34 protein-coding genes are annotated in these 26,335 nt (G+C 65.1%); 28 read left to right on the forward strand and 6 right to left on the reverse strand.

Annotated features, from left to right (window positions below):
- Positions 1-63: 63 nt before the first annotated feature.
- From WFK36_RS22080 to WFK36_RS22120, 9 genes are all read left to right on the forward strand, one after another.
- Positions 64-438, forward strand: a complete 375-nt coding sequence (locus WFK36_RS22080) for a hypothetical protein (RefSeq protein WP_336794335.1) — start codon at positions 64-66, stop codon at positions 436-438.
- A gap of 43 nt (positions 439-481) precedes the next feature.
- Positions 482-2,062 carry a type VII secretion integral membrane protein EccD gene (gene eccD / locus WFK36_RS22085; RefSeq protein ID WP_336794336.1) on the forward strand — a complete coding sequence of 527 codons (1,581 nt, stop codon included), beginning with the start codon at positions 482-484 and terminating at the stop codon, positions 2,060-2,062.
- Positions 2,059-3,495 carry a type VII secretion-associated serine protease mycosin gene (gene mycP, locus WFK36_RS22090; protein ID WP_336794337.1) on the forward strand — a complete coding sequence of 479 codons (1,437 nt, stop codon included), beginning with the start codon at positions 2,059-2,061 and terminating at the stop codon, positions 3,493-3,495. The genes eccD and mycP overlap by 4 nt, the downstream gene beginning before the upstream one ends.
- The gene (locus WFK36_RS22095; protein ID WP_336794338.1) at positions 3,492-5,069 is read left to right on the forward strand and encodes a hypothetical protein; all 1,578 of its coding nucleotides are present in this window, start codon (positions 3,492-3,494) and stop codon (positions 5,067-5,069) included. Before mycP ends, WFK36_RS22095 begins: the two co-directional genes overlap by 4 nt.
- Before the next feature lie 248 nt (positions 5,070-5,317).
- Positions 5,318-6,556: an FtsK/SpoIIIE domain-containing protein gene (locus tag WFK36_RS22100; RefSeq protein WP_336794340.1), complete on the forward strand. Its 1,239-nt coding sequence runs from the start codon at positions 5,318-5,320 to the stop codon at positions 6,554-6,556.
- A 184-nt stretch (positions 6,557-6,740) separates the two neighbouring features.
- Positions 6,741-7,055, forward strand: coding sequence for a hypothetical protein (locus tag WFK36_RS22105; RefSeq protein ID WP_336794342.1), 315 nt, complete (start codon positions 6,741-6,743; stop codon positions 7,053-7,055).
- A 119-nt stretch (positions 7,056-7,174) separates the two neighbouring features.
- Positions 7,175-8,305 (forward strand): PPE domain-containing protein, encoded by a 1,131-nt coding sequence (locus tag WFK36_RS22110; protein ID WP_336794343.1) that lies wholly within the window; start codon positions 7,175-7,177, stop codon positions 8,303-8,305.
- A 113-nt stretch (positions 8,306-8,418) separates the two neighbouring features.
- Positions 8,419-8,724 (forward strand): hypothetical protein, encoded by a 306-nt coding sequence (locus WFK36_RS22115; RefSeq protein ID WP_336794345.1) that lies wholly within the window; start codon positions 8,419-8,421, stop codon positions 8,722-8,724.
- 47 nt (positions 8,725-8,771) lie between these two features.
- Entirely contained in the window at positions 8,772-9,059 is a 288-nt protein-coding gene (locus WFK36_RS22120; protein ID WP_336794346.1) for a hypothetical protein, read from the forward strand.
- 114 nt (positions 9,060-9,173) lie between these two features.
- Here WFK36_RS22120 and WFK36_RS22125 read toward each other — a convergent pair whose 3' ends face one another.
- Positions 9,174-10,502 carry an ESX secretion-associated protein EspG gene (locus WFK36_RS22125; protein ID WP_336794348.1) on the reverse strand — a complete coding sequence of 443 codons (1,329 nt, stop codon included), beginning with the start codon at positions 10,500-10,502 and terminating at the stop codon, positions 9,174-9,176.
- A gap of 85 nt (positions 10,503-10,587) precedes the next feature.
- A complete protein-coding gene (locus WFK36_RS22130; RefSeq protein ID WP_336794349.1) occupies positions 10,588-11,379 on the reverse strand; it encodes a hypothetical protein in 792 nt (263 codons plus the stop codon).
- A 68-nt stretch (positions 11,380-11,447) separates the two neighbouring features.
- Between WFK36_RS22130 and WFK36_RS22135 the strand changes: the two genes are divergently transcribed.
- From WFK36_RS22135 to WFK36_RS22150, 4 genes are all read left to right on the forward strand, one after another.
- Positions 11,448-12,032: a hypothetical protein gene (locus WFK36_RS22135; protein WP_336794350.1), complete on the forward strand. Its 585-nt coding sequence runs from the start codon at positions 11,448-11,450 to the stop codon at positions 12,030-12,032.
- Positions 12,033-12,078: 46 nt separating this feature from the next.
- Positions 12,079-12,759, forward strand: coding sequence for a homing endonuclease associated repeat-containing protein (locus WFK36_RS22140; RefSeq protein WP_336794351.1), 681 nt, complete (start codon positions 12,079-12,081; stop codon positions 12,757-12,759).
- Positions 12,756-13,262, forward strand: a complete 507-nt coding sequence (locus WFK36_RS22145) for a hypothetical protein (RefSeq protein WP_336794353.1) — start codon at positions 12,756-12,758, stop codon at positions 13,260-13,262. Before WFK36_RS22140 ends, WFK36_RS22145 begins: the two co-directional genes overlap by 4 nt.
- 336 nt (positions 13,263-13,598) lie before the next feature.
- Positions 13,599-13,823 carry a hypothetical protein gene (locus WFK36_RS22150; RefSeq protein WP_336794355.1) on the forward strand — a complete coding sequence of 75 codons (225 nt, stop codon included), beginning with the start codon at positions 13,599-13,601 and terminating at the stop codon, positions 13,821-13,823.
- 83 nt (positions 13,824-13,906) lie between these two features.
- Here WFK36_RS22150 and WFK36_RS22155 read toward each other — a convergent pair whose 3' ends face one another.
- Both WFK36_RS22155 and WFK36_RS22160 read right to left on the reverse strand, forming a co-directional pair.
- The gene (locus WFK36_RS22155; RefSeq protein WP_336794357.1) at positions 13,907-14,101 is read right to left on the reverse strand and encodes a hypothetical protein; all 195 of its coding nucleotides are present in this window, start codon (positions 14,099-14,101) and stop codon (positions 13,907-13,909) included.
- A gap of 3 nt (positions 14,102-14,104) precedes the next feature.
- Entirely contained in the window at positions 14,105-14,386 is a 282-nt protein-coding gene (locus WFK36_RS22160) for a hypothetical protein (protein ID WP_336794358.1), read from the reverse strand.
- 732 nt (positions 14,387-15,118) lie between these two features.
- On the opposite strand from WFK36_RS22160, the gene WFK36_RS22165 reads away from it, so the two are divergent.
- The 5 genes from WFK36_RS22165 (at position 15,119) to WFK36_RS22185 (ending at position 17,656) form a co-directional block, all read left to right on the forward strand.
- Positions 15,119-15,403, forward strand: a complete 285-nt coding sequence (locus tag WFK36_RS22165; RefSeq protein ID WP_336794360.1) for a hypothetical protein — start codon at positions 15,119-15,121, stop codon at positions 15,401-15,403.
- Complete coding sequence (locus WFK36_RS22170; protein WP_336794362.1) at positions 15,400-16,038, forward strand: hypothetical protein; 639 nt, start codon at positions 15,400-15,402, stop codon at positions 16,036-16,038. Before WFK36_RS22165 ends, WFK36_RS22170 begins: the two co-directional genes overlap by 4 nt.
- Positions 16,026-16,451: a hypothetical protein gene (locus WFK36_RS22175; protein WP_336794364.1), complete on the forward strand. Its 426-nt coding sequence runs from the start codon at positions 16,026-16,028 to the stop codon at positions 16,449-16,451. Before WFK36_RS22170 ends, WFK36_RS22175 begins: the two co-directional genes overlap by 13 nt.
- Positions 16,448-17,278, forward strand: coding sequence for an HNH endonuclease family protein (locus WFK36_RS22180; RefSeq protein WP_336794365.1), 831 nt, complete (start codon positions 16,448-16,450; stop codon positions 17,276-17,278). The genes WFK36_RS22175 and WFK36_RS22180 overlap by 4 nt, the downstream gene beginning before the upstream one ends.
- 78 nt (positions 17,279-17,356) lie before the next feature.
- Positions 17,357-17,656: a hypothetical protein gene (locus WFK36_RS22185; protein WP_336794367.1), complete on the forward strand. Its 300-nt coding sequence runs from the start codon at positions 17,357-17,359 to the stop codon at positions 17,654-17,656.
- Positions 17,657-17,724: 68 nt separating this feature from the next.
- Here the strand turns inward: WFK36_RS22185 and WFK36_RS22190 are convergent, their stop codons facing one another.
- Entirely contained in the window at positions 17,725-18,285 is a 561-nt protein-coding gene (locus WFK36_RS22190; protein WP_419717521.1) for a MerR family transcriptional regulator, read from the reverse strand.
- A gap of 123 nt (positions 18,286-18,408) precedes the next feature.
- On the opposite strand from WFK36_RS22190, the gene WFK36_RS22195 reads away from it, so the two are divergent.
- The 4 genes from WFK36_RS22195 to WFK36_RS22210 all read left to right on the forward strand — a co-directional run bounded on the left by WFK36_RS22195 (position 18,409) and on the right by WFK36_RS22210 (position 20,981).
- Positions 18,409-18,840 (forward strand): hypothetical protein, encoded by a 432-nt coding sequence (locus WFK36_RS22195; protein WP_336794369.1) that lies wholly within the window; start codon positions 18,409-18,411, stop codon positions 18,838-18,840.
- A gap of 166 nt (positions 18,841-19,006) precedes the next feature.
- A complete protein-coding gene (locus WFK36_RS22200; RefSeq protein ID WP_336794371.1) occupies positions 19,007-19,264 on the forward strand; it encodes a hypothetical protein in 258 nt (85 codons plus the stop codon).
- Positions 19,265-19,367: 103 nt separating this feature from the next.
- Positions 19,368-19,817: a hypothetical protein gene (locus WFK36_RS22205; protein ID WP_336794372.1), complete on the forward strand. Its 450-nt coding sequence runs from the start codon at positions 19,368-19,370 to the stop codon at positions 19,815-19,817.
- Positions 19,818-19,913: 96 nt separating this feature from the next.
- Positions 19,914-20,981: a DUF6615 family protein gene (locus tag WFK36_RS22210; protein WP_336794373.1), complete on the forward strand. Its 1,068-nt coding sequence runs from the start codon at positions 19,914-19,916 to the stop codon at positions 20,979-20,981.
- Positions 20,982-21,002: 21 nt separating this feature from the next.
- Here the strand turns inward: WFK36_RS22210 and WFK36_RS22215 are convergent, their stop codons facing one another.
- A complete protein-coding gene (locus WFK36_RS22215) occupies positions 21,003-21,290 on the reverse strand; it encodes a hypothetical protein (RefSeq protein ID WP_336794375.1) in 288 nt (95 codons plus the stop codon).
- 113 nt (positions 21,291-21,403) lie between these two features.
- On the opposite strand from WFK36_RS22215, the gene WFK36_RS22220 reads away from it, so the two are divergent.
- The 6 genes from WFK36_RS22220 (at position 21,404) to WFK36_RS22245 (ending at position 26,335) form a co-directional block, all read left to right on the forward strand.
- Positions 21,404-21,667 carry a DUF6283 family protein gene (locus WFK36_RS22220; protein WP_336794377.1) on the forward strand — a complete coding sequence of 88 codons (264 nt, stop codon included), beginning with the start codon at positions 21,404-21,406 and terminating at the stop codon, positions 21,665-21,667.
- Positions 21,646-21,831, forward strand: a complete 186-nt coding sequence (locus tag WFK36_RS22225) for a DUF6283 family protein (RefSeq protein ID WP_336794379.1) — start codon at positions 21,646-21,648, stop codon at positions 21,829-21,831. The genes WFK36_RS22220 and WFK36_RS22225 overlap by 22 nt, the downstream gene beginning before the upstream one ends.
- A 95-nt stretch (positions 21,832-21,926) precedes the next feature.
- Positions 21,927-22,559 (forward strand): chymotrypsin family serine protease, encoded by a 633-nt coding sequence (locus WFK36_RS22230; RefSeq protein ID WP_419717519.1) that lies wholly within the window; start codon positions 21,927-21,929, stop codon positions 22,557-22,559.
- A gap of 270 nt (positions 22,560-22,829) precedes the next feature.
- Positions 22,830-23,183 (forward strand): hypothetical protein, encoded by a 354-nt coding sequence (locus WFK36_RS22235; RefSeq protein ID WP_336794381.1) that lies wholly within the window; start codon positions 22,830-22,832, stop codon positions 23,181-23,183.
- Positions 23,184-23,226: 43 nt separating this feature from the next.
- Positions 23,227-23,556: a hypothetical protein gene (locus tag WFK36_RS22240; protein ID WP_336794382.1), complete on the forward strand. Its 330-nt coding sequence runs from the start codon at positions 23,227-23,229 to the stop codon at positions 23,554-23,556.
- Positions 23,549-26,335: a hypothetical protein gene (locus WFK36_RS22245; RefSeq protein ID WP_336794384.1), complete on the forward strand. Its 2,787-nt coding sequence runs from the start codon at positions 23,549-23,551 to the stop codon at positions 26,333-26,335. The genes WFK36_RS22240 and WFK36_RS22245 overlap by 8 nt, the downstream gene beginning before the upstream one ends.

Raw genomic sequence — 26,335 nt, forward strand, 5'->3', positions numbered from 1 at the left:
TTTGGTGAACACATCGTCAGCGCCCCCGCACTGCACATCGCCGTGATGACGAGAGGCCTTTCGATGGACAACACCTACACGCCCTACTCCGAACCCGAGGTTCAGCCGTCAGATGCGACCGCCGCATCCACAACCGACGTTGTCGACCAGTACGTCGCCGAACTCCGCAACGAGATCGCCGAGCTGACCAAGGCCAAGGACCGCATGGTCGCCGCTGAGGCGGCCCGTGAAGCGGCACAGCAGGAGGTCGAGCAGGCCACGGCCGCCTACAAGGCCTCCTACGCCGAATCGGTCAAGAACGGATACCCCGAGGCAGTCCTGGCCAAGGTCGGCCTGGACCCCATCGTCGACCCGCCGAAGGCCCGCACGCCGCGCAAGAACGCCCGGCGCGGTGGCGGCCGCCGAGCAGACAAGACCTCCACCAGCCCGCTGGTCTAACCAGCGGACGCTCTCGATCTAGGAACTACGAAGGGACCCCCGGATGCCGTTGGCTGAAGCATTCACACGCCTGTCGGTCAAGGTGTCGGCCGGTCGAATGACCGACGAAGACCTGGAGCGATCGCGGCGCCCGAACCGCGATCGGTCGGCGATTCCGAGCGTGGACCACGTCGCGGTCGATGTGGTGCTGCTCAAAGACATGCCGATGGCGCAGGTCGCCGCCGAGCTGCTGCGATACCTGCGTAAGACCTTCGAGGACTTCGACGGCGCACAGTACGACCGGATTCGCGAACGCCTCGCCGATCCGTGGGCTTACTGGCAGGTCGTGTCGCCGACTGGCCAGCACTACGACGCCGAACTCCCGCTGTCGCAGTCGGGCCTGAGCGACGGTGACATGGTCGCCCTGGTCGACTCACATCAACGTGAGAACTACCGGCCGCTCATGGACGACATCGCCGACTCGATCGCGCAGGACCAGACGATGTACTTCCAGGAATGGGGGTCCAAGCACGGCCGGTCGCTGGCCGGAATGGTCGCCCCCCTGGCCGCGCTGACCGCCGTCGTGGCGTTGGTCTGGGGCGTGGCAGGAGGAGCCCTCGGCGAGATCGGTCAGTACATCGGCGGCGGAGCCCTGCTGTTCGCCGCCATCCTCGCCCTCGTGGGTGCGAGCACCTCGGCTACCGGCGACGCAGCCGATGTCGAGCTGCAGCGCGTACAAGCAGGAGTGATCACCAGCGGCTACGTGTGCGTGGCCGGTGCTGGCCTGCTGTTGGTGCCGTCCTCGCCCAACGGGTTCTCGTTCATCCTCGCGGGCGGCCTCCTGGCAGCCAGTGCGTGGATCATCAACCGCGTCGTCGAATTCCCCGCAGCGGTCAACTTCGCAGCGATGTTCGCCGGTGCGATCACAGCCGTGGGCGCGGCACTGAGCGTGGCCGTCGACGCCGGTCCGCTGGGCACCGCAATGTTCACCGCCGCCCTGACCGTGGCCTTCGTCGCCATCTTGTCCTCGTCGGTCGCACGCAGTTCAGCGAAGATCGAGGTCCCCGAAATTCCAGCGCAGGGCCAGACATTCCTGCGCGATGAACACGACCTGACCAGCTTCGACAACGCCACGCGCAACGAAGTGATCAGCGAGATCATCAACCAGAAGGACCGCTCGATCACCGCCCGCGGAATCCTGGTCGGCGCGGTCTGGGGCCCGCTGATCCTGCTGCTGATCAGCGCAGGAGTCACCGGATTCGTCGGCATGAACGGCTCGACGAGCCAAGGCATCTTCGTCCTGATCTTCTGGACGGCCATCGTGCTCGGGCTGCTGTTTCGTGGAAAGTCCTCCGGCGATGCAGTTCAGCAGGGCTCATGGCTCGGTGGAGCATTCGCGATCGGCGCCGTGTTCACGATCGCGTCGGCGGCCTCGGGCGGCCGCATCGAACTGACCCTGATCGCCGCGGGCCTCCTGGTGATCGGGTCACTGGTCGGCATGTGGGCCGCGGTGCGCGTGAAAGCCGTGGAAGCCGCCCCTCGCCAGAGGATGCTCGAATGGGCCGAAACCGCCTGCTTTGCAGTGATTCCGCCGATGTGGGCGTTCACGGTCGACCTGATCGGAACCGTCCGGGGCATGATGTGAGCACGCCGGTCAGGCGCGCAGTGGCGCTGGGGGTGTGCAGCTGGCTGGTGGCCGGATCGGCGGCCGTCGGCGCCCTGGCCACAGCCGGTCGCGCCGAAGCGGTGCCGCGTCCTGACATCGCCGGAATCCCCGTGGTGACCCCACGCGATAGCGAACCCAGCTCGCCGGTCCCGATGAAGCAGAAGAGCAAGTGCGCGGTATCGGCGACGTTCGCCGGGAGCGACTTCGACAGAACCGCGCCCGCGAACTTGGCGTTCGATGTCCCTGCGCTCCACCGGTTCTCCACTGGTGACGGCGTCACAGTGGCAGTAATCGACTCGGGTGTGGAGCCCAACGATCGCCTCCCGCGACTTCGCGGCGGCGGCGACTACATCACCTCAACCAACGGCCTGACCGACTGCGACCATCACGGGACGCTGATCGCCGGAATCATCGGCGCCGCGCCGTCGCGGGACGACGGCTTCGTCGGCGTCGCGCCTGGAGCGTCGCTGATCTCCATCCGACAGACCAGTGCGGCCTACGAGCCCGCCAATCGAGACGACGGCGAGTCGTCCTCGACGCTGTCCACGCTGGCGCGCGCGGTGGTGCACGCAGCGACGCTGGGAGCCAAGGTGATCAACCTGTCGGTGACCGCGTGCGTGTCCACCGGAACCTCGATCGACGACGACCTGTCCAAGGCACTGCGGTGGGCAGTGAAGGACAAAGACGTCGTGGTCGTCGCGTCGGCGGGGAACTCGACCGAGTCCAACAGTTCCTCATGCAAGCAGAACCCCGGGTTCGATCCGGCCAACGGCGGCGACCCGAGGAACTGGCAGGGCGTGAAGACCGTGTCGATGCCCTCCTACTTCTCGCCGCTGGTGATCTCTGTCGGTGGCGCGAGCCTCACTGGCGAGGTCTACCCGGGAACGCTCACCGGCCCATGGGTCGACGTCGCCGCGCCCGCTGAACGGATCGTGTCGCTGGACCCGGCAAAGTCCTCTGGGGGGCTGGTCAACGCGCAGGCAGGCAAAGAGGGGCCTGAGCAGATCGCTGGGACCAGCTTCGCTGCCGCCTACGTCAGCGGGCTGGCGGCACTGATTCGATCCCGGTGGCCCAGCCTGACCGCAACGCAGGTACGCGAGCGCATCGTCAACACCGCGGCGACGCCGTCGTTGCAGCAGCAGAACGCGTTCGGGCGTGGATTGGTCGACCCGGTGGCGGCATTGTCGGCTCCGGGCGCGCCGCAGGCCCGTGAAGACGGCCCGCGGTCGAAGTCGATGACGATGCCCGAGCCTGGGATCAGTGACCGCTGGATCAAGACGATGGTCGCGTTGGGGGGTCTGGGAACGGTGATCGTTGCCGCCGCTGTGATCGTGGGCTGGCATCGGCTCCGCACCAACCGCGAAAACGAACTGATATTATCAGCAAGTAAGAAGGGGAAGGTGACTCGATGATCCGTCTGGACGCACACCGCTCGACCATGATCGCGTGGCTGGCGCTGGCCGGAGCCGTCGCCGCCGTCCTCACCTGGGACGCTCTCCGCCCAGTCGGCTACGCCATCATCGCTGTCATCGCAGTGGTCGCACTGGCCCTGCTGGTGGCGGTCAACGGCCGCACCATGGGCGAACGTTGGAGCGATCGTCGACGATTCGCCCGCCGCCTGTCCCGTCGCCGTCCCTCGACGCTCTACAGCACCAACAGGGTCGGCGTGGCCTGGGACGGCGAATCGGTCTCGATGTTCGTCGCATTCTCGGCGAAGCCCTGGCAGATCTCCGTCATCGACCGCCCCGACCCGATTCTTCCCGAGCCGGTGCCGATGGACCTGCTCACCAACTACCTCGTTCAAGGTGACATCTCCTGCGAACGGCTCAAAGTCGGCCAGATGGGCTACCGGCGATTCGCGCGAAACGCCTTCACCGGCGTCTACGAGGGCGACGTCGGCGACCTCCCGTTGCCCACCTCGATGACCACAGTCATCGAAGTCACGGTCAACCTGGACAAGTCCATGGCCGCAGTCCTGCGCCGCAACATCGCACACAGCGTGCCTGCCGCACTCGGATCAACGGTCTCGCTGGTGGCATCACGCCTGTCCCGAGCCCTCAACGTCGAAGGCTACGAGGCTCGTCTGCTCACCAGTCGCGAAATCGAATGGCGGCACCAGTCGATGCTCGCGTGGTCCAACAGCGGCCTGCTCGATGAGCACCGCACCCACCTCGGCGGCAAGATGCCCGTGGCCGTCTCACGGCCGCGTGAGTGGACACCCAGCGCCTCGGAGAAGTGGTGGAGCGTTCCCAGTGACCGAATGGCATCGGTGTTCGTTCTGGAATCGGGACGCTTCTCGACCATCACCACACACGCCCAACTGGCCTACGCCTACCCCAGCGCAGAGAAGTTCCCCGACAAGGCCCACTCGCTCACCCGCGCAATCCAGGCCCAGGGCGATTCGATGACCGAGATGTTGCCGCTGGCCGTCGATGACAACCCCAGTGCCAACCGCCGTCCACTCGCCCCGGGCGAGGAGTACCCCGTCACCGTGTACGGCGCGGGGCTGGGCATGTACCTCGGAGTCACAGACGACGGCGGTCGAGCATTCGTCAATCTGCAGACCGGAGGCGAGGTCCTGTGGGTCCACGCTCCAGCACAGTTCGTGGCGTCCTTCGCCGCCCGAGCCTCAGCAGTCGGCGCGAACGTGGGCCTGCACCTGGATGGACAGGGATGGGTCGATCTCTGCGAACGCGTCAACCCCACGCAGATGAAGGTGAAACCAGCCAAGCGTCAGAGTGTGGAGTTCTACCGCGACGTGCCGCCGTCCTCAGTCCTGGACGCAACAGCAGTAGTGGTGTGGTGCCCCAAGCAGCTCCCATCACGAACGACGTTCTCACTGGTGATGGACCGCCAGGGCAACGCGACGATCTCCACGCCCGACGGCGAAGTCACCTTCCGCTGGAACCCCTCGGCTGAAGAGATGGCATTCCTCCCCGCGGCCGCGCCACGTGCTCCCGCCAACGCCGCAGCAACTTCAGAGTAGAAACTGACGTAGTTTTGCCTGGGTCCGCCGCGATCCGCGTGTAGGATGAAACACGCAGTACAAGGCTCTCTTTCGGGGCGAGCCTTTCCGTGGCACCCACGGCTTTGCCGCGACATCCCAGCTGTCGCACACCGCAAGCCAACTCGTGCCGCACCGCGGACAACAGGTCGCCGTACATGATCCCCGAAGACTCCTTATCGCTTAGCGGTGGGCTGGGGCGCCGCGCCAAGTGACGAGGAATTCTCTTCATGAGCAACAGTAAATTCGACCGCGACGTCCGCGCCTTGCGCGCCACCAACCCCTCCCTGACCCTGAAGCAGGCCAGAGGACGGGTGCGCGCGGCACGTGCGGTCAGTGAACCGGCCGGGGCGTTCTTCGACGCGCTGGGAATCGGACATGAGCTGTCGGGGTGGAATCCGCAGACCGCCTGGGCCGCGACCGAATTCAGTGCAGGACTGCAGATCCCAGTAGGCCGCGAACGAATCGAGTCGGTTGGCGGAGCGACCGCGAGCCTGGGTAGCCCGGTCGTCACTGACGTAGCAGGCCGGTTCTGCGTGATCGCAGGAGAGACAGGGTCCGGGAAGTCGATCGCGCAGGAGGCGTGGATACTCGCGCTGGCTGCGCTGTACTCGCCGACCCGGCTGCACATAGTGTGGGCCTCGTACAGCGGCGGACGCGCGCCGCAGGTGCCGCACGTGATCGCAGAGTACAACTGGCTTCGCGATAGCTCTGCGAATGCCGCCCAGTTCGTAGCCCAGCTGGACACCGAGATCAGCCGCCGCCAGGAGGTGGTCGCCGACTACGGAGGCATCGGCCAGTACCGGGCCGCGTGCCAGGAGGATTCATCGCTTCCACCGCTCCCTGATCTCGTCGTGATCGTCGAGGAGATACAGCGTGCGCTGGATTCTTCGTCGTCCTCGGGCCGGATGCTTGAACGAGTGCTCCGCGCCGCGTCGGACGCCGGGCCGACGATCGGTATGACCATCATCGTCTCGGCACAACATGCACAGGACCATGAACTCAGAAGTCTGCTGCCGCGTATCCGGATCGTGCACGCGATGCGGGTGAACAACGAGTATGAGTCGCAGGCGTTGATCGGAGGACCATACGCTGTGTCCCTGCGCCTCGGGTTCGGTGACGGTCTCCTGCGCGATGCCGACGGTGGCCTGATAGCGGTGCGAGGATTCGACACGACTGAAGTCCACGACCGGAGTATCCAGGTTGGGGTGGTGCACGACTACTTCGACCGTGGTGGTCCGCGACGGATCGGCCGCGATATCGCGGAAGCGATCACCGCTGCGGCCGCGGCATCACCATCTCCGACGTCGGCCTCCGCGTTCACCGCGGCGCCAGAGACGTTGCAGCCGGTGCGTGAACGTCAGGAGATCGGTGACCTCGTTGAGCGATACAACCTCGCAGACGTCAATGCGCTGGTGGCGCTCCTCGATGCCGCCACGGCTGACACGAAGGTGGAGTTGGGCGGATAGTAGACCGCACTTCGGGTTGTAGACCGCGGTGGGATATGTGGGGCACAAACTGAGAGTTATCCATCGGCTCCGAACCGCCGCACTCGGCGTATCTAGTGACCTCCCCTGCAAGCTGCTAAGCTGCCAGGGGAGGGGGGTCGGCAACGCCGCCGCCCACACATGTTCATCAGGGAGGGAAACAGACGTGAACACCATGAAGATCGCCGACACCGGCGCCCAGGACGCCGTTTCGGCCGCTGTCGGCGCGTTGTCGGGACAGACCGCGCTGGCACACAACGCAGTGCATGCGATCACCAGCGCAATCTTCCCGCCGACCAACGACAGTGCGAGCGCGCAGGCAGTGGCCCAGCAGCAGGTGAACACTCAGGAGTTCTCGGCAGCGCTGAACCTCGGCCTGGACCAGATGGCCAAGGTCGCGGCCCTGGTCAGCGTGAACAACGTCAAGAACTTGGCCATCGACGCCGCCGGTGCGGCGACCATTGGCGCGGTCGCAGTCTAAGAAAGACGCAGACCACCGACGTTCGACGCGGGCTGCCCGTTCTTCTGCTCATCAAGCGGGCCGAAGGACGGGCAGTTCTTGCGTTCGTAGGTGGGTGGCACGAAAGAACGGGGTAGGTCATGGGAGTCGAGCCGTGGGGCTTGTATCCGCCGGAGATCAATGCAGGACGATACGGCAGTGGAGTGGGCGTACCGACCTGGTTCGCGGCCGCACTGGAATGGACCGCGCAGGTCGGCATCGTCGCCGAGACCACGGCGACCTTCGCCGCGCAGACCGGTTTGATCACCGGCAACTGGGCCGGTCTCGGGTCAGGGAAATTCGCGGGCGCTGCAGCTCCGTTCGCGGCATGGTTGGCCAAGATGCAGACCATGTCGATGGTCAATGCGACCGCGAGCTGGCAGGTCGTGCAGACGTACTTCACTGGTCTGATGACGATGGTCCCCCTTCCCATCATCATCGCCAACCGGGTCGCCGCGCGCACTGCTCAGATAGCTTGTTTCCTCGGAGCGCCCAACACCGAGGCCGTCCGGTTGGAACTCGAATACGCCGCCTACTGGGCGCACAACGGATCGGTCATGACCGCCTACGACATCGGCGTGAATTCGGCGACCGCCTTTAAGCCGGTGCCGCTTCCGCCGCCGCTGACCACTGGTGGCGCCGGGGACCTGGCCAGTGCGGCCAAGACCGTCGCTGATGCCCACGGCAAGAGCGTTACCTCGCAGGCGGGACAGCCGCATGCGGCCAACACCGCCGCGCAGCAGTTGCCCCAACAGGCGATGTCGCAAAGCATGGGCATGGGGCAACAGATGATGAATCCGATGATGTACCCACCCAGCTCGGGCGACACGACGAACTGGGGAAACATGCTCGGTGGTGGAGCGCCTCTGGGGGCGTTCACTGGCGGGTCGTCCTCGGGTTCGGGTTCCAGTTCGGGCGGTGGTCTCGGCGGCGGCGTGGGCGGCGGTTTGATGCCTACAGCGATGCCGTTGGGTGAGATGACGCGGACTGCGACGCCGGTCGCCGCTGCTCCAGCGGGATTCTCCGGCGTGCCCAATGCTCCTACCGCGACGCGCCCGGCTGCGCCCATGATGCCGCCGATGCACCCCCATGGTGCGCGTAAAGCGGCCGCTTCCGCGGCGTCTCCCGGTCAAGTTATTCAGGCGGCGGAACAAGAGTTTCCGCTCACGATTATTCCGACATCAAAATCCGATGAATCTGGTACTGCGCAACAGCGCGCCGTTGCGGTATAGTGCCGATTACGAGGTGTAGGCCGTCGAGTGCAGACAACGCGAGTCGTAGCCTTGATGACAACAAATTCGCTCACGGTCCCGGCCAGGGACTGTGTGACCGGGAGGAACCGAACATGGCACCACGTACCGCTCAGACACCGGACGTCTTCGTGGGGGAGGCCAGCAAGATGATGGAACACGCTGGTCGCACGATGCAGCACGGCGGAGCAATCGCTTCGGCTGCCGAGCAGGCATCGCAGAGCGTCCAGATCGGTGCCGCGGGCACCGCACTGGCAGTGAAGGCAGGCGAACTGCGCGCGCGCATGAACCAGCAGGCCCAGATCGTCGAGGCCACCAGCCAGAAGGTGACGACCTACACCGCTCAGAACCAGGACCTGCAGGCGCAGGGTGCCGCGGCGATGAACGCGATCCCGGTCTAACCCACTCCGGCTCACCACCACACTTACGAACACAGGGGAGAAACACCATGACACGCATTGTTAGCGATCAGGGCGGCGTCGAATCGACCGCTGCAGTTGCCCGCGCCAACGGCCAGGGCCTGGTCGAGTCTGCTACCGCAACGGGCACCTCGTTCCAGACCATCGCCGCCGACGGTGCCGGTGGCGTCGTCAACGCCGGTCTGGCGTTCGCGCAGTCGAACCGCGGCATCATCGACTCCGCAGAACAGACCGTTCAGCTGCTCGCCCGTGCCAGCGTGAACAACGCATCGGACACGGCCGGTCTGGACTCGTCCACCGCCGCGCAGATCGCCTGATTCACACGCACGTCCGCAGGGTGCCGATCAACTGATCTGTTCACTGCACATACATCAGGGGCGCACATCCACCTAGGATGTGCGCCCCTGATGCTGTCTGTGGCCGCCGACAGGTCAGTGGCTTCCCTGCAGGGAGGTGAACGCCATGACGATGGTCATTTGGTAGCTGCCGACGATGTCGGCGACGATCAGCTCCTCCACCGTGGCGATCGAACGCGTGGCGCGAAGCTGCTCGGCGGCTGCGAGGCGTTCGGGCTCGGCTCGCAGCGCCGCGGCGAGCTGCTCGACAGAGATCGACGCGGGCAGCACGGGGCAGGCAGCAGCGAGGTCCCAGTCCGAGACCGCCAGTTCGCCCGAGGCTACCCACGCCGGTACGACGGTGAGCTTGAAGTGCTCGACCAACTGCTGATGAGCCTCGCTGGCGGGGTCGACGGTCAGGAATGCAAGACGCGACGGATCGATATGCGAAGCGAGCAGCCCGATATCGACGTACTGTCGGGCCTCCTGCGCCTGGCGCTCCTTCGCGCTGCGGGCCGCGGTACTCGCGGTGTCGAACACCTTCTGCGGTGTCGAGGGGCCGGTCACCAGCGACTGTAGGGCCGTCTCGAACGCCGCCGAGGTTCCCGGAGCAATGTGCTTCCAGAGGGCGCCATCGCCGGTCTGACGAGGATGGGTGGCCACGATTCCCAGCTCGTGGAAGAAATCCAGGGTCGCCGAGTGATCGCTGGTGTGACGCTCGGGGCCGCGGGTGTAGAGCACTGATGCGGCCGCGGAGTGGTCGGCGGTGAGCAGGCGAGTCAGGGTCGACAGAGCCGGTGCAGGCAGCCGATCGGCAAGGCCCGAGGTCCAGGACGAGACCAGGCGCCGGTAGGCGTTCTTCTGTTCAGCGGGTGCATCGGCGTTGAATCCGCGTGCCGGAGCATCGCCCAGCGCGCTGTACGGCACGGCGAAGGACGTGATCGGGGCGACCGGCCAGGTTCGGCCGGTCGGGTCGGCCAGGGTCATGATGAACTCGGCCGTGCGCTCGGTGAAGGATCTGCCGCCGGTGAGCGGTTGGGTGGACAACGAGAACTCGTTGCCGTTGCGGATGGCGGTGGTGAGGACCTTGTCGCTGCGGGCGATGAGGAAGTACACCTTGGGGCCGCTGATTGCCGCGGTGCGCAGGCTTTCCTGCAGCATGTACATCCAGTGGTCGTCGACGTCGAACACGACGGGCTGTCGCATGTTGTGCAGGGTCAAGATGCCCCAGTAGTGCTCGTCGGTGGCGCCGAGTGGCTCGATCAGGCTTTGGCCCAGTTCGGTCAGTGTCGCGCCGTTGGAGTCGGTGAGCCCGGCTTGGTGAAGGTGGTCGATGACCACTGCTCGGACGTCGTCGGGCAGTTCGGTGGGGATCGGGCCGAGTTCGAAGGTTCGGCGCTTGGCGAGTGAGAGTAGGTGGATCATGTGGCCAAGCTGAAGGTCCATGCGGTTCACGAAGGTCGTCCCCCTGCGGTGTGATCGGTGGTGGTTGTGCGGGTCAGTGAAGGGGTCACTCGTCGACGTCGCAGCGTTGGGCGAGCGCTGCTGAGGCTGCGAAGTTGTCGTCCTCGGACAGGTCTACTGTCCCCTGGCGATCGAGGATGAGTAGGACGGCCAGGGCGTCGGCGCTGTAGGGCTCGGCCACCTGGTCGGTCATCGTCGGATCGATCACCTGGAGTTCCGGCGGGACCGATGGCCAGGAGCCGTCGCGTGGGCGTAGGCGTTTGACTGTCGGGGTTGCCGAGTCATCCGGGGCAAGGATCTCGGCGTCGGCGTCCTTCCACCGTTGGGCGAACATCTCGTAGTCATCGGTGTCGGATGCGCGGTCCTCGGTGGCGCGTGCGCTGGGTCGGGCCGATGAATGGGTGGCCGATGTGGACGGTGTGGCTGGAGTTAAGCCCTGGTTTTCAATGAGACTCATGAGGATGAATCCGTGGGCTATATGGGGATCTGACTGATCGGGAATCGAGGCGATGACGGATTCGTAATCGGCGGGGTCTGTGCTGGACAGGCAGGAGAGCAGCGAGTCTTTGGCCGACTGGTCGGGTTCGTCGTCACTGCCGGGAGTGATGAAGTCAAAGAACCAGTCCACGGCCGCTTTGATGCCTGCTGCTGGCGCCGCCACGGCGCTGATGGTGGTGCTCACGACTGCCGAAGCGACCGCGACGGCGACAAAGAAGGCCGCGATCCACAGGAATATCTTCGAGCGTACGACCTGCTTAACGTAGTGCGATGCCGTGCGATTGGTCTGCGTGGAATTCAACGTGCCCCCAGTGCGTCTCCTTGCACCAATATTTACCATGTGACATTATCGTATGGTGAAATGCTGGGCAATGGAGCCCAGCTGTATCGGCGAAGGGCGGAGACAGCGTGACCCAGCAGCGACCGCCCAGCGGTCCCTGGCGGCCTGTGGCGATCATCGGATTGACCGCAGTGACGATCGCCGTAGCGGTCCTCGTTGCCGTGATCGTGGGAGGCCGCGACAACGGTACCGCCGTAGCCGAAGATCCAGCACACCCGCGAATAAGCAGCGGGAGCACAGGCGATCCGGACGCTGACGACCTCGCCGCCAAAGAAGACCTGACCCTCGACGCGGCCAAGCAAGTGTGGGACCTGCACCAGTCGGCGAAAGACGCCGAGGACGTAGACAGCTTCGCGCAAGCGACGTGCCAAGAGTTCATCGACGCCGACATCGAGCTTCGAGGACTCACCGACACCGCGTCGCTACTGGACGCGTACCGGCGAGCAAAGAAGTTCGTGCCAGTCCAAGAGATCGCCGATGCGCAGGTGCTCGCAGCGTCAGGTCACGCGCCCGCGGACGGGCAAGTGCAAGTCTCGGCCAGCATCACCGACAACTGGAAGGTGCCTCCTACGCCCCAACGGCGCACCTTCACGGTGGTCATGAAGTGGGAGAAGGAGCGGTGGAAGCTGTGCCCGACGATCGATCCGGTCTGATCAGGCGCGTAACCCCGCGTACGCAGAGAGGAGGGAGAGCCACACGATGACCGACAACCGGACGAACGGCGACACCTCGGCGGCCGTGGTTGCCGCCATTCAGCGCATCGCTCGCGAACAAGGGGTATCCACCCTGAGCTACAGCGACTACCAGCGCCACCGCACCGACGATGACCCCGCGGCCGTGACCGCGACTCGACTATTCGGCAACTGGAAGGCCGGGCTTCGCGCTGCGGGCCTGGTCGTCGACGACGCCGAAGTCCGCACCCGGTCCCAAGTCAAGCGTGCTCCTGCAGGCCGACGTGCCGCCGACGATGATGAGGCCAAGGCCAGAGTCATCGCCGCCATTCAGCGCATCGCGGCCGAACTGGGCGGAGTGACCACCCTGTCGACCAATCAGTACGTCCGTTACGTCGAAGATGATGAACCGGCCGTGATCACTGCAATCAGACGGTTCAAGGGATGGAAGAACGCCTGCGCTGCGGCCGGGCTCGACCCGAACCCGTACAGCAAGGCCGGAGAAGTCCACATCAGCGACGAGGAGGCCCTCGGGGGCGTCCAGAAGGCCGGTGCCGCCTACGCAGAGGAGACCGGAAAAGCTCCGCGGCGGATGACCCAGGACTTCTACACCAGCTGGCGGGAAGCAAACGACGGATTGGGTCTACCCAACCTCGCGAAGCGGTTCGGCGGATGGGCGCAGGTGAAGGCTAAGGCCGGACTGGAATGACCACCGAGTGGTGGCTGGCGGCCGCAGTCGGCGTGGTGGTGGCCTCAGGGCTCGCGCGGACGGCGCTTGCGATCGGGACCACCAGCTGGCTGCGCCGACGCAGCCAGGACTACGCCACTGCGCTGCGCGACATGGTCGACCCTGACCTTGGACCCGCGGCGCGAGAATCAGCGCGGTCGCGAGCGCGACTCCTCGCAGTCGGGCGCTACCGCGCACAGCAAGGCGCACTCACGCTGTCTGTGGTCCAGCTGCTGGCGGCCGCCGCCGGGGCGATCGTATCGGGGGCGCTCGGCTGGTACGGGCCCGCGATCGGGTTGTCGATCGTGGTCGCGCTCGATGTGGTGCTGGCAATCCTCGCGGTCCGTGCACTCGATGCAGCCAGGCCGCCGGTGGTGGTGCGCCTCCGTCGGGTGGACCTCGATCGCATCATCTCCACCGAACCATTGGACGCGCGGGAACTCGGTCCAATGGTCGTGGCTGCGCGACGCGGAATTCTCGGGTGAGAAGCGCGCCGACCCTCGGGGGGTCGATAAGGTCGGCGCGCTTCTGACCCACAATGCGGGCGCCATCGTGTCTGCGCAGACTTGGCAGGAAAGCTACCCCCGGGGGATGCCGCCTGGGGGATGGCGGTCACGTGGGGGCACCTCCACAACCAATCGAACGAGGCCCGCTGGAATCGAATCCTACCGCTACGTGCGGTGATCGGACCGCATTTGCGATACGTGCGGGTCACCGACTACTGGTCCGATCGCGCCAACATGGCAGCATCTCCCTCTTCGCGAAGTGCTACTATCACAAAGAATGGGTGCTCTGCTGGCGAGCGCCGACAAGGGGGACGAATGACTGCGCTGAAGTTCGAAGTAATCAGGCAGGTCGAGCACGCTGGCCGCGAGGTGGTCGTCGAGGCGAAGCTGTGCAAGGACGGATCAGTGACCACGATCGCGGGATACCGTGACCAGCTTCGTCCGGGCGGGGTGTACGAGGGTGCGCTCATGGCGATGCCGCAACAGTCGACGACGCTCCGAGCTGCCTGGATCGCAACACCGGGAGTCCGGCAGGTCTGAGGTGGCGTGGGAAGGCTCCGATGAACGGAAGAGGGCGGGACTCGTGGAGTCCCGCCCTCTACTGCGTTGGTGCGCGTCGTCGATCAGATCTCATCGACGGCGCGAGTGAGCACCGCGTGGGCGTCGGCGATGACTGAGTGCAGATATCGCAGATCCTCGTCACCAGGGATCGCCTCGGTCGAGAGTGCCTCGACGATCACGGTCACCTGCCGTTGGCGGAGGTTGTCGGCGATCCGGCGGAGGTTCCGCCCGGTCTCGGATCGAGGTTGGATGGCCACGAGTCAGGCGGCCCAGGGGCTGCGGGCCCACCAGGCCCCGTTGCGGAAGTAGCACTCGCCGAACATCGACCCGAATCGCTTGGCCCCCGCGGACTTCAGGATGTCGGCGCGCTTCTGGCACACCTCCTTCTTGGCGTACGGACCGATGGCGAACGCGGCGTGCCCTTGGACCTTCCCGACCGGGTAGATCGCGGCGTCGGCGGGACTGTCCACGACGGCGCCCGCCCCGCCGATAAGTGCGGCACAGGCCGCCGCAGCGACCGCGAATTTCTTGGTTCGGTTCATCTCTGGTTCCCCCTGCATGGAAGCAATATTCGACCCGGGCACGGAAGTCGTACCCGGCACCAGACCCGCCGTCATAGAGACAACCGTTGGATCTGGATAGCGGCTGATACTACCAGGACTAGCGGAGCCATGGGCATGAGATCACGCACCTGATCAGACGATGCTGGAGCCGGTACCAACGAGGCTCTCAGGCGCGCGATTCGGAGCGGGTAAAGACCTCGATATATGCAGCAAAAAGGTTTAGAATCTGTCTCAGATAATCAACGCGCATCCGGGGGGACGCTGTGGATCAACATCACATCAACTCAGGCCGAGTTCAAAGGCGTCGGTGGAGGTGACGACAGTGGACGATTCGAACCAGACCCTGTCGGCGACTTTCGACACCGACGAACAGCATCTGAGGCCGCGAGAGCGGGTGTCGTATCAGGCGGTACGTTCACCTGCTCCCGACTGCGACGAGTGCTTCGCTCGACAGTGTGAGACGCGCGGCGCCTTCGGCCGCCGCCAGCGGGCGCGTGTCCTACGGGTAATTGCAGGCTCGTCAGCGCCTCGCCTTCGCCTGTGCAGTCACCACAGCGAGCTATGGAAAGCCCGAGATCGAACCGACCTCGGGACCTGAGCTGCACGCAGCAGATGCGTGACGAACAACGATCCATCGTGTTCAGCAGAGCACACAAACTGATGTGATAATATCACCATGACTTTGTTGGTAACTGGGGAGGACAACACGTTATGAGCACCACCGATATTCTCGGACCCGACCTGAGCAGCGCCCTGGCCGCATTCCGGCGAGCCGAGAGCAGTGGGGATCGATCTGCCAGCGACTCGGCCGCCCGACTCCTGGCGGACACGCTCCTGCGGAGCGACCAGCAGGCCAGTCCAGCTCCGACAATCGGCGCTGGCCGCGGTCACCGGCCGAGGCACGCACTGCCCGACACTCACGCTGCGATGCCTACGCTCGATCCCTACGGGACCCCGGCAGGCGGCATCACCTTCGACCCCTTGCCGACGCTATGACCACATCACTGTCGAGGCCGACTGTCGGGGAGTGGGTGCGAGTGCGGTTGCAGCGGCGAGAGGTGCTCGCGATCGTGACCGCCACTCCGTTGAGCCCACGCGGAGCGTGCTCGGTCCTGCCCTGCGGTGACCCTTCCGCGACGAGCATCGAAGTCGCCAGGGACCAGATCGGCGCCGTCGAGCACGAGCCAGCTGGGCCGCACCCGACCATGCACCCCGAGTGTCTTCCCGCTCCAGTTCGTGACAAGTACCTGCTGCGGTCCTCCCGAGGACTGAGCGTGCCAGTGCACGCCGCGCACGCATCGCTCATCGTCCATCACGCGCTCGCGGCCGAAGGCTACGGAAAAGCCCTCGGTGGGCCACTGCCGTTGCAGCACGATCGATACGCGACATCGCTCCCGCCAGAGGCATTGGCGGCACTGCACAACGAGCTGCCGCACACCAGCGACGATCGGCGTAGCCGCCGCCGTTTGACCGATATGATCTGGCGGGCGATGGGGCTGCTGGACTTCACCGGTGAGGACTACTGGCTCATCGAGCAGACAACATGGCGATGCAGCAACGGCGACTGCGAACACGCGCGCCACTCGGCGCCGCACAGTCACCGAGGAGGAGCGAATAGGTGCTGGTGGTAGAGGATCTTCAAGACTGGTCACTGTGGACGGTGCCCCTGTTGCTCTACTTGGGAGGCGCCATCGGCGTCCTGGCCGCCATCACCGGCATCCATGGCCGTTGTAGGCCGGGATCGGTCATCGTCGTCGCACGTTCGGCGATCTGGCTCGGCATTGTCGCAACGGCGTCGGTTCTCGCGGTCTACATCGGACGTCCACCGGCCGTCGTCGACGGCCTGTACACCTTCGCCGCCGCTGGGACGACCGTGATCGTCGTCATCGGCGTGCTCATCGATTGGCTTGTCGTACTTGTCACCAGGCGCGTACGGGCGACTCGCCAGTACCAACGCGCATACATTCGAGAACTGCACGCCGCGCTCGCCCGGGCCGAATCTGCCGAGAACTCATCCGACGGCGCGTGCGTGAGCGCCTCGTGACCCTCGCGAATATCGCCACAGCAGCGGCCAGGCTCGCGCGCCGCCTGCCACGACGACTCCCGGCATCGCGCCGCGGATGGATTCGGCTGGTGCTGCTCATCGTCCCGGTCATAGCCGTCGTTGCGGCAATGCTGGCCAGCCCGAAGTCGCACTCCGACAGCAGTGCTGCGCCGCCCTCGACGAGTCAGGCACCCGTCGGTAGCCGAGATGCGCTCCCGCCCGCATCAGACCTCCCCAGCGTGGCACCGGAAGCAACCAGCGCCGCGCCCACCGCGGAGGCGCCACCGATGGCGATACTGGAAAGCCTTCCAGTCCGCGGTAAGGCGCCCGAGACCGGATACGACAGGAGAGGTTCCTTCGGGCCGCCGTGGACCGACGACGTCACGGTCCAGGGCGGGCACAACGGATGCGACACCAAGTCGGACATCCGACGGCGAGATCTCGTCGAGGTCACCATCAAGCCCGGGACCCACGGATGCAAAGTCACAGCGGGAATCCTCCACGACAAGTACACCGGAACCGTGGTGCCCTTCGACAAGATCAATATCGAGCACATCGTCGCCCTGAAGAACGCCTGGATAACCGGGGCTCAGAACATCAGCGCAGCCCGACGGCAAGACCTGGCCAACGACCCTATAAACCTGCTTGCGGTGGACGGAAAAACCAACCAATCCAAGGGCGACAAGAGCGCTGACGCATGGCTGCCGCCGAACAAGGCTTTCAGGTGCGAGTACATCACGCGCCAGGTCCTGGTTAAAAAGCGGTACGATCTGTGGGTCACCGCATCAGAGAAATCGGCGATGGCCCGCGTGCTCGCGGGCTGCTGAACAACTGCAGGATCGACCCCGATTCATGCACCATCCACACCTGCGCACGAGAGTGATACGCAGAGAGAAGGTAACCGGATGAGCACCTACAACACGATCGACGACATCAAAGCGGCCAACACCAAGATCGGCCACAGCTGGTTCGATCCGACGACCACGGCCTACCACGGGTCGCGCATCGAGAGCGAGGTCATAGGCGGCCGCTACTTCGTCGAATCGAGCTTCGGGGTCCCCGGCGATGAAGACTCCGGCAGGATCTACCGCGCGGTGGAAGCTACCCCGACCGGCGACGTCGGATACCTGGCCGGAGGGGAACGATTCGCCTCGACTGATGCCGCGCGCGCGTACATCGAGACCGTCATCGCCATCGCGTCCTGATCGCCGGTCGCTGCTCGCCAGGGTGGTGAGCAGCGCCAGCGGTGTGCCCCCCGGGCGTGGTGGCTGAGTCAGCCTGCCCGTCGTGCTCGTCGTAGGGCGAGTTCGTCACCGAGGACGACGTCCTCGGTAGCGGCGGCGGAGGTCGCAGCGCCCGCTTCGGCAGGGAACTGCGCGATCTGGCCGCGAACCTCCTCGACTGTGCGTTTGATCGCGATGCCGAAGACGCACTGTCCACCCGCGAGGAGGTCGATGACGTCGCCGTCGTCGGTGCACTCGTAGATGGTGGTGCCGTCGCCTACCAGGGTGATGGCCGAGAGCGCCTCAGCGTCGTCGCCCCGAGCGCGCAAGATGTCCAGGGCGCGGCGGATGCTCTGCAGTGAAATGCCGGTGTCCAGGAGGCGTTTGACGATCTTCACGTGGACGATGTCAGTGAACGAGTAGAGCCGCTTGGTCCCCGATCCTGCGGCGGCCTGGATGCTCGGTTCGACGACGTGTGTGCGGGCCCAGTAGTCGAGTTGGCGGTAGGTCACGCCAGTGGTCGCCTGGACCGCGGGAATGCGGAACCCGTGACTGCTCGACCGTGCGACCGTGTCGACGACGTCGAATAGCGAGAGTTGATCGTCGGACATCATTTCCCCCTGATGTGCTGGAATCTGAATCGATTCTACGTCCCGCCCCGGTAAACAGCGAGACCCGGCGTCGCGGCCTGGCCGCTCATCCCAGCCAGTGGTGCCCGCCGATAATATCGGGACATGGACATCTTCGGGGGAACTGATGGCCGCGACAGCGGGAAGGGCGTGATTCGGACGGGTGCGGCGGCACTGGCAGTGCTGTTGGCGATCATCGCCACCTCGGCGGCGTGGGTCGTCTTCGGGCGCGATGAGGTCGAGCAACCGGTGCCGACGCTGGCGGCCGTAGCGACGGGGCTGCGGACGTGTTCGTCAGCCGCCGAAACGATCGCGAAGTGCGATCACATTGCGGCCACCGGGGTCGTGGCGCTGACCAGTCGCGCGAGCACGACCGCCCGGGTCGCCGGGCACCGGCAGCGCTACCTGACCACGCTTGCAGAGCACTACAGCCGCAACTGCTCCGGCGACCAGACCGACACCCGGGCATTGTGCCGGACCGACTACCTCGACCTGTCGGTCATGATCTCCGCGGCGCTGCCTGTGCAGGCCGAGTAGAAGGAGAACGCCTGCCGACGACGAGCGAATGTCGTCCAGTCGGATTCTTCAACCGTCTCGACAACTGCTGATAATATCGAAGGTAGAATCCGGGGGTGGCAGTGATCGGGAGGATCGCTCTGCGTCCCATCTCGACATACTCGCAACCTTCGAAAGGCCACCCCGCATGAGCGACTCAGTCACCACACTGTCCATCGCCGAGGACGTCGCAGCCCGCATCGGCGGCGCCCCCGAGATCCGCAACGACGACAACTACGGAACGGCGTCGGTTGTCAGGATCAACGGTGGGGAACGCTGGGCGGCCATTGGACGTGTCGCAGGCGGCTTCGACGTCGTGACAGGCTCGTCCACCAGTCCCAACAAGACGGTGGGCCCGGTCAGCGTCAACGAGGCGACCGACATTGCCGTTCGACACCTGAGCTGAGATGGACCCGGCAACGAATCAGGGCCGTGAGACACCGGCGACGCTCGGTGATAGACGCCCACCCTCGCGATCCAGGCCGCTGACAACTGCGGTCGTGGTGTCCATGATCGCGATCGTCGCGGTCATCGCGAGCTGCTCGCGCAATGCAGGCGACGCGCCGCCGCCGCCGACGCCGCCGGAGGCGGTCGTGGTCTTCGATCGACCCGCCCCGCGGACCCTCACCCCCGATCAAGTCGAGGCGCTGCTGGACCTGGCCTACGACCAGGCCGGAGCGCCAGGGCTGACCAGCTCGGGCGTGGATGTGCGAACACGGGCTCGCGAGGTCATCGAGACAGAGAGCGGGCGCCGCGTCGACGCCCTGGAGCAGAAGCCAGATTCGGTGGATGTGGCGTTGGCCGACGGCGGAGCGCCGTCGGCGGGTCGAGGGCTGGGAATGCTGATCCCCGCGACGTTCCTCCGGCACCACAGGCCGAGCACGTCGATGAACATCTACGACCCGGTGGCAAACGTCGCAGCACTGATGGCCTACCTTGGCTCGAACGAAGGTCAATGAGCACTCGCCGACCGCAGTAGATCGGCGAGTGCTCGTTCCACCGATCTAGGAGTTCGTTGTGGTGCATCGCCGAGTACGTGCGCAGGTGATCCTCTGATGGCCACAGTGCCGACGGCTCGACGACAACTGGAGAAGATCGCTCAGGCCATCGACGAGTTCGGCAAGGACACGTGGAAAGAGATGTCCACGGACTGGCTGTCGTTCCGGGGGCACAGCGGCAGTGCGGTGCTCAATGAGGAGCACCTGACTACGACACTGACCCGCCGGATCAAGGCGATGGGCGGCGTCTCGCAATACGTCTTCCGGTCGAAAGCGATGGAGGCGAAGACCGGCGCGGACTGGGAGTGGTGGATCACCCGGGATGGCACGAACTGGCGATGCGCGCGAGTGCAGGCGAAGATGGCCTATCCGCGTACGGCTGCGCTCACAGCGCGCTACCCAGCGTTGAAAGACACGGTCGGTCGATCGCGCCGACTGCAGATCGATGCCCTGTTGAGTTCGTCGGCGCAGGGGCTGGATTCACACGGGCACATGTCCGGGAACTCCGCGACCTTCGTCATCACCCCGTACTACTGCTTCTACAACGGATGGCCGACCACGCCCCCCGGCCACGACGAGTACGGAGTGGCTGCTGCAGCGGCGGTCCGGGGACTTCAGAGCGAGCTTGCGGCCGCGGCGAGCGTACGTGCGAGCGCGCCCACGTGGAACTCCTGGGCCATCGACTATCACGATCACGATCAGGTCTGTTCGGGCCGAGTCGCGTATGACTGTCGAGACTGCGGCGATCGGCTCGGCTACATCAGCAAGTCTCACATCGCGTACTGGGGAGCGTCGGCGCTCCACGCGGAGCTGGTGAAGGCGCAGTTCGCAGGGGCCGCGTCTGAGCCCGAGGTAGAGCCATTCTTCAAGCAATCGTTGCCACTGTCGACGATCTTGTTCACCGAGTACGGACTGCTTCCCGCTCCACATGCGACGGGCGACAACGACGGTGCCCGCCCGGACGATCGGCCGCGTGCCGGATCTGCGCCGGAGTACGTCACCCAGATCCAGCAACTGCGCACCGCCGACGCCCTCCGGCCAGATCTGATCCAATCCCTCGACGGCCTGGGCGAACGATCAGGACTGACGGCGGTTGCGGTTGTGGACCTGAGCGACTACCGGTAGCCCGGCGAGGTTGGCCCAGTCTCATGCCGCGCGCCGGTAATGAGGCTCGCGGTAGGTCGGGACGGGCGCCGGGGTGCGTGTGGAGTGCACCGTGTGCGGGGCCTTCGGGCGGACGAGGTTCGGATGGGTGTGCCGCGACTGCTGCGGAGCGCGAGTGTGCCGGGCGGTGATGTTGTCCCGGTGGAAGCGCGGCCGGTTGGGGTAGATCGGGGCGCGCAGGAACTGCACTGCGGCCATGAGGAGGAAAGCGATCAGGCCGACGACGATGGATGCGAAGACGAGGTCGGCGAGGGCTGAGGTCCAGTTCATTGTTCTCTCCAGTTCGTGGTGTCTATCAACTTCTACAGCAGTGATAGTAACACACGGAATCGAGAGAAATGCAATTACTGCGCGTGCCATGCGGCGGTATGGGGACGTGTAGTATGGCGAAGGTGAAAGTGACCTCGCCAGCACCCAGGCCGTGTGAGTCGTGTCCGTATCGGCGAGACGTCCCATCGGGCGTCTGGGCCGAGTCGGAGTACGAGAAGCTCCGCGCATACGATGCTCCGACTGGAGAGCAGCCGGTCCGCCTGTTCTTGTGTCACCAGTACGACGGAGTGTCTGAGGATGCGCGTGTAGTGCTGGTTGGGCCGGATGTCACGGCGAGGAGTTGCTGGCGCCGAGGGTGGCTGTATCGCGCGGAATGATGGAACCGGAGGTTGCCCAGGCGATCATCGCGTATCAGTCGCCGGTGCCGCTATTCGATAGCGGGGAGGCGGCGGCGCGCCACGGTCGTGCCGAGATAGACGACCCCGGCACTGATGCACAGAAACTCCTTGACAAGATCGTCAAGCGCGGACGCGTCGGATAGAACACTTTACGTGTGATACTATCACCACTATGAATCATGTGAATTCACTACGACGCGGAGCTGGTATCGTAGCCGTTCTGGCAGTACTCACTGGTGTGGCCATGTTGTTCGCGGGGCAGGCTGGGGCGTCGACGCCGTCTCGGCCGGTCGCGGCGGCGACAGAGATCGCCGTCGAATCGGCGGACGGGTGGTCCTACTGCACGGTGGCCGCCATTGGCACATCGCGACGTGGCGCGATCTTCGCTCTTACTGCCGGGCACTGTGGAGCTGAAGGTGACGCCGTGTACAGCGCCCATGGCGAGCAAGTCGGCGACCGTGTTGGAGAAGTCCGTCGGGTTGTCGCAATCGACGACGGGGACCTGGGCGTGATCGCGCTCGATGTGGGGACGACCTACACCGACTCGGTGGATCTCAACGGAGAGGGTCCGCTGCCCATCGTGGGAGTCCTGAGTCCCGAGGAACTCAACCAAGTTCAGTCGCCCCAGATCTGCTCACGCGGAGCGACCTCGGGATACCGCTGTGGTGCGCTCAACGGCCACGCCAGCGATGACAGAGTGCAAGTGTCGGCACCGAGCGCCCCCGGCGACTCCGGGGCAGGCCTCTTCCTCCGTACTGAAAGTGGGCTCTACCTGGTCGGCGTCCATGTTGCGCGCGATGGACTGGGCACGCCGGTGTCGGATCAGCTCGACAAGTGGGGACTGGATGTTCGCACGGCTGCCGGGTCGTAAAACTCGGCATCAACACCTGATATTTGCGGTACGTCGAGGCATGAATTGCGCCCTATGAGTGGCTGCAATTATCGGCCATTCTAAGTGCGCCGCCGGAACGAATATCGACACACCCAAGTCGGCGTGGCGTTCGCTGGTGCGGCCCGGGAACTGTGCTGTATTATCAGTAGACGAAAGGTCTGGATCGGATTCGGTCAGGGGGTCCGCATCGCCACAGGGCGAGGCGGCGGCCGGGTCGCGTGACAGCAAGCGAAGGCGGGGGATGCCTGGATGCCGGACGTAGGACTGGACGCGGTCACGCGACTGCGTCAAATCGAGGAGGCGCGCGCTAACGCCTTCTACGACGCTTTTGGGAGCGCCGGAGACGACCCAGAGGACCCGTCGATCATCTGCGCAGTCCAGAGGAACCGTGTCGCGTTCCTGCAAGTCGCACCCGCGCTGCTGGAGAGCTTCCAATCCGATGCGGCCCGACGTCCCTCGGACTCCGATGATCAGGCGCGCAGACGTCATCAGATGGCCCTATTGGGATTCAACTCACTGGTCAACGGTGTCATCCACGCCGCTCAGGAAGCCTGGCGCGTGGACTTCGCCGATCGTCTGACGATGTCGACAGGGGGGCGGTGACCGATGAATACGAACATCGCACAGCAAGTAGGGGGGACACGCAATGAGCGATAACAAGATCGTCAACATGGACCCCGACGCCCTGCGTGCGGCGGGAGGCGAGTTCAAGGCGGTCGCCGAAGAGGTCCTCACGTACGAGGCTGATCTGAAGGCGGCGATCGCGACAGTGCGCGAAGCGGCCACGGTCGGTAGTCACGTCATGCCGGTGGTGGAGAACGTGCTTGTCCGGCTCGAAGGCGGAGTGAAGATCACTCTCGAAGAGGTCGGAGTCATCGCTGGGAACGTGACGAAAGTTGCGGACGCGCTTATCAAGCAGGCCAACGGAACTCAGGACATTGACCAGTCGACGGCAAAGAAGGTGACAGATGTCTAACGACGACCTCGGCCTGCCGTTCCCGTCCTCGCAGGTCGACATGACCTCGGTGCTCGGCGATTCTGCAACGGAGGGTCCGAGCACCATCACCGACCCCACGATTCGCGACACCGCCAGCGCGATCGAGTCGTACGATCCTTCCCTCGGGTTCTGGACGCCGTCGCTGGTTGTTGCCGGTGCAGCAGGAGCAGCGGTCGTACAGCGCAAGCTCTCTCCCATGACTCCGGCATGGCAGGCGGCGCTGCGCAGTCACGTCACGGACGCCGGTCGAGGGGGGACGCTGGCGGACAAGGCGCGCAACTACGGCAAGCCCGCAACAGCGCCGACGGTCAACACGCCAGCGCGTCCGGTACCTCCTCCTCGCGTCAACCCATCGGGTGCGCCCACACGGGCAATGCCGCGTGTTCACGTTCCTGCGAATCCAGGACCGGTGAGCAAGACGCGGATGATCGCGAACTGGAACAACAAGATGAGCCAGGTCGCCAAGAAGCCGGTTGTTCGGGCGGTCGGAAAGACGGCAACGAAGGTGCCGTTCGTTGGAAAGCCGATCGGCAGGGTCGCTTCGAAGACTCTGGTCAAGGCAGGCACCAAACGTCTGGCAGGGCTGGGGGCCCGTGTCGGCCTACGCGTGGCCGCACTAGCTATTCCCGGGCCCGGTTGGATTATCGGCGGCGGAATCCTGCTCGCGACGTGGCTCTTCGATTCGGATATGCGATCAGTCGTCTGGAGCGCTTTCGGTCTGGGTGCGCCCTCAGTGGACGACCGTCCAGAACGGACCCCGGGGACTGAGTTCATCGACCAGGTCACCGAGGGGGGTCAAGCCACTACGACCCAGTACTTGCCCGTGACCAACGACGGCTCACGCGATGTCGTGGTCCGAACTCGCGACGCTGAGCTGCAGATCGTGAACAACACCCTCTTCCGGATCGATCCGGAGGAGACCTGGCCGCAGGACCCCTCGCGTCCGATTACCCCGGACCTGGCCGCAGCGATCGACGCGCTCAACGCGCTCGTCGACCGCGGTGAAGAGATGTCGAACAAGATCAGTGGCTTGTTCCGCAAGTACGGCGCCGACGAGCCGGTCATCGCCAAGTACCACCAGAACGCTGAACCGTCACTGAAGGCGCTGGGCGCGCTCGGCACCGATGTGATCGTGCCGATGGGCAATGCGGTCAGTGCCACCGCTACTGCCGCGAACACTGCCTACCAGGCAGTTCGCGAGCAGAACGTCAACGCGCGTGAGGCGATCGCCAAGACCGGCGCAGGGATCATGCCGCCGCAGTTCACGAGCGTGGACGAGGGCAGCCTGAAGAACATGTCGACCGTGGTCGATAACGCGAACAAGAGCATCGACGCCGAAGTGAAGAAGGCCGAGGCGGCCGCACAGGCGTGGGCCCGTACCCGTGGTCTCGGCGGCGGACCCACCGGCGATAAGCCCTCGTCGTGGGTGCCTGAGCCGAAGAAGCCGACCGTCACTGACGACGGAACGAAGAAGGACACCGACAAGGACAAGGACGAGGACCGCGAGTCGAAGAAGACGACGCCGAGCCCGGTCACCTCGGTGCCGTCGGTGACGACACCGGTGTCGACGACTCCGACCTCGCCGTCGCCGACGTCGACCACCCCGAGTTCCACCACGCCCACCGGCGTGGACAAGCTCAAGTCGATCCTGGATCAGGGCAAGCAGCAGCAGAACCCGCTCGGGCAGAACCCGATGAACCAGAACCCGCTCGGGCAGAACCCGATGAACCAGAACCCGTTGAACCAGCTGGGGCAGCAGAACCCGCTCGGGCAGAATCAGCGGTCGCTCCAGGATCTGCTCTCGCGTGATCTCGGAAAGGACAAGCCCAAGGGCGCCGAGACGCCGAAGTCGGCCGCTCCCAAGAGCGGCGACGAGCCGAAGAAACCCTCGAAGGACTCCGACAAGTCCGAGGACAAGCCCAAGGACGACAAGCCCAAGGACAAAGCGCCAGCTAAGGGCGGCCCCGCGGGGGATAAGGACGACTCCAAGCCGGGCAAGAGCGACGACGGGAAGGCCGAGGACTCCAAGGACAAGGACGCGCCTGCGGACACGGGAAAGAAGCACGACGGCGAAGCGGATAAGACGGTGAAGATCGACGGCAAGGACGTCAAGTTCCCCGACGAGAAGACCGCCCAGATGGTCAAGGCCCTCTACCCGCAGGACGGGGCGACTGCGCCGACGATCGAGAAGGCCGCCGGGGATCACGGCTTCAAAGTCGGCGCACCCGGACAGGACATGGGCAAGGTCGTCTCCAACGCAGAGCTGCGCCCGGGCCATGTCATCGTCGGTGACGATCACAAGGGCGTCTACCTCGGCGAGCAGCGAGTGCTCGTCGACGGGAAGGTCATGCCGCTCAGTGAGGTCGCGAGCTTCAACGGCCCACATCAGGGGATCTTCGAACTCGAACCCAAGGGCGATGCCCCCGCTCCGGCTGCGGACTCCGACCCCAAGCCCGGACCAGACCCCAAGCCCGGACCGGACCCCAATCCCGGTACCGAGCCGAAGGCCGACGGCCCCACTCAGGGAACATCGCCGAACAAGTACGACGTCCCCGATCCCGGCAAGACGGGAACCGGCGACCACGCTGTCTCCGGCGAGGTCTCACCCGGGCAGACGAAGGACCCGAACAGTGGCGAACGGGCCGCGACGGATCTTCTCACCGGAGGACCCAAGCCCGGCCAGGCAGTTGATCCGAAGACGCCGCCGACCGATGCGGGTGGGCCGACCAAGCCCGGCTCCGTGCCGACCGGCGACTAG

Source organism: Gordonia malaquae, assembly GCF_037148075.1.
Lineage (GTDB): Bacteria > Actinomycetota > Actinomycetes > Mycobacteriales > Mycobacteriaceae > Gordonia > Gordonia malaquae.

Excerpts from the sequence above, each read along its gene's own strand:
- WFK36_RS22080 (WP_336794335.1), top strand. The coding sequence starts at position 64 with ATGGACAACACCTACACGCCCTACTCCGAACCCGAGGTTCAGCCGTCA.
- eccD (WP_336794336.1), top strand. The coding sequence starts at position 482 with ATGCCGTTGGCTGAAGCATTCACACGCCTGTCGGTCAAGGTGTCGGCC.
- WFK36_RS22095 (WP_336794338.1), top strand. The coding sequence starts at position 3,492 with ATGATCCGTCTGGACGCACACCGCTCGACCATGATCGCGTGGCTGGCG.
- WFK36_RS22100 (WP_336794340.1), top strand. The coding sequence starts at position 5,318 with ATGAGCAACAGTAAATTCGACCGCGACGTCCGCGCCTTGCGCGCCACC.
- WFK36_RS22110 (WP_336794343.1), top strand. The coding sequence starts at position 7,175 with ATGGGAGTCGAGCCGTGGGGCTTGTATCCGCCGGAGATCAATGCAGGA.
- WFK36_RS22115 (WP_336794345.1), top strand. The coding sequence starts at position 8,419 with ATGGCACCACGTACCGCTCAGACACCGGACGTCTTCGTGGGGGAGGCC.
- WFK36_RS22120 (WP_336794346.1), top strand. The coding sequence starts at position 8,772 with ATGACACGCATTGTTAGCGATCAGGGCGGCGTCGAATCGACCGCTGCA.
- WFK36_RS22125 (WP_336794348.1), bottom strand. The coding sequence starts at position 10,502 with ATGATCCACCTACTCTCACTCGCCAAGCGCCGAACCTTCGAACTCGGC.
- WFK36_RS22130 (WP_336794349.1), bottom strand. The coding sequence starts at position 11,379 with ATGGTAAATATTGGTGCAAGGAGACGCACTGGGGGCACGTTGAATTCC.
- WFK36_RS22140 (WP_336794351.1), top strand. The coding sequence starts at position 12,079 with ATGACCGACAACCGGACGAACGGCGACACCTCGGCGGCCGTGGTTGCC.
- WFK36_RS22145 (WP_336794353.1), top strand. The coding sequence starts at position 12,756 with ATGACCACCGAGTGGTGGCTGGCGGCCGCAGTCGGCGTGGTGGTGGCC.
- WFK36_RS22150 (WP_336794355.1), top strand. The coding sequence starts at position 13,599 with ATGACTGCGCTGAAGTTCGAAGTAATCAGGCAGGTCGAGCACGCTGGC.
- WFK36_RS22160 (WP_336794358.1), bottom strand. The coding sequence starts at position 14,386 with ATGAACCGAACCAAGAAATTCGCGGTCGCTGCGGCGGCCTGTGCCGCA.
- WFK36_RS22165 (WP_336794360.1), top strand. The coding sequence starts at position 15,119 with ATGAGCACCACCGATATTCTCGGACCCGACCTGAGCAGCGCCCTGGCC.
- WFK36_RS22170 (WP_336794362.1), top strand. The coding sequence starts at position 15,400 with ATGACCACATCACTGTCGAGGCCGACTGTCGGGGAGTGGGTGCGAGTG.
- WFK36_RS22185 (WP_336794367.1), top strand. The coding sequence starts at position 17,357 with ATGAGCACCTACAACACGATCGACGACATCAAAGCGGCCAACACCAAG.
- WFK36_RS22190 (WP_419717521.1), bottom strand. The coding sequence starts at position 18,285 with ATGTCCGACGATCAACTCTCGCTATTCGACGTCGTCGACACGGTCGCA.
- WFK36_RS22195 (WP_336794369.1), top strand. The coding sequence starts at position 18,409 with ATGGACATCTTCGGGGGAACTGATGGCCGCGACAGCGGGAAGGGCGTG.
- WFK36_RS22200 (WP_336794371.1), top strand. The coding sequence starts at position 19,007 with ATGAGCGACTCAGTCACCACACTGTCCATCGCCGAGGACGTCGCAGCC.
- WFK36_RS22205 (WP_336794372.1), top strand. The coding sequence starts at position 19,368 with ATGATCGCGATCGTCGCGGTCATCGCGAGCTGCTCGCGCAATGCAGGC.
- WFK36_RS22210 (WP_336794373.1), top strand. The coding sequence starts at position 19,914 with ATGGCCACAGTGCCGACGGCTCGACGACAACTGGAGAAGATCGCTCAG.
- WFK36_RS22215 (WP_336794375.1), bottom strand. The coding sequence starts at position 21,290 with ATGAACTGGACCTCAGCCCTCGCCGACCTCGTCTTCGCATCCATCGTC.
- WFK36_RS22220 (WP_336794377.1), top strand. The coding sequence starts at position 21,404 with ATGGCGAAGGTGAAAGTGACCTCGCCAGCACCCAGGCCGTGTGAGTCG.
- WFK36_RS22235 (WP_336794381.1), top strand. The coding sequence starts at position 22,830 with ATGCCGGACGTAGGACTGGACGCGGTCACGCGACTGCGTCAAATCGAG.
- WFK36_RS22240 (WP_336794382.1), top strand. The coding sequence starts at position 23,227 with ATGAGCGATAACAAGATCGTCAACATGGACCCCGACGCCCTGCGTGCG.
- WFK36_RS22245 (WP_336794384.1), top strand. The coding sequence starts at position 23,549 with ATGTCTAACGACGACCTCGGCCTGCCGTTCCCGTCCTCGCAGGTCGAC.